The sequence below is a fragment of the Neisseria sp. P0021.S007 genome (genome assembly GCF_051956855.1).
This window is the reverse complement of sequence record NZ_JBQCXA010001486.1, coordinates 1-474: the sequence shown is the minus strand read 5'-3', so window position 1 is coordinate 474 and position 474 is coordinate 1. Positions and strand designations below refer to the sequence as shown.

Sequence of the window (474 nt, the reverse complement as noted above, 5' to 3'; positions counted from 1 at the left end):
GTATTCAGCTACCGCGAGCGTGATTTGTGGTGTGTTGCCCACCATTCCGAACAATTCCTTATCGGCTTCCCCGACCAAACTTTCTGGACGGTCAGCCCGATCGCAGAAGACTAATTCATGAATACTCCTGTTTATCTCAGCCGTCCGGCACTGACCAGCGCATTGGGCAGCGGCTTGCAAGTTCATGCCGATGCCTTACTCACGCCGTCTGAAAACACGCCCCTGACTTTTTCAGACCAATGGGTAAAAGGCAAAACGCATGCTTTCGGTGCAGTCAAAGAAACCCTGATGCCCCTGCCCGACAGCATCCCCGAAGCACACCGCAGCCGCAACAACCAGCTTATCCTGCACGCGCTTTCGCAAATAGACGAACTGATTCAGACGGCCATTGCCCGTTACGGCAAAGAAAGGGTCGCTGTCGTTACCGGTACGTCCACCAGTGGCGCAGACGAAAATATCCCTTTGTTCCAACAC

Annotated in this window: 1 pseudogene; it reads left to right on the top strand. The window is 53.8% G+C overall.

Annotation, left to right across the window (positions count from 1 at the left end):
* Positions 1 to 117 precede the first annotated feature (117 nt).
* Positions 118 to 474: pseudogene (locus tag ACTHUR_RS19840) on the top strand (beta-ketoacyl-[acyl-carrier-protein] synthase II); the annotation flags it as partial.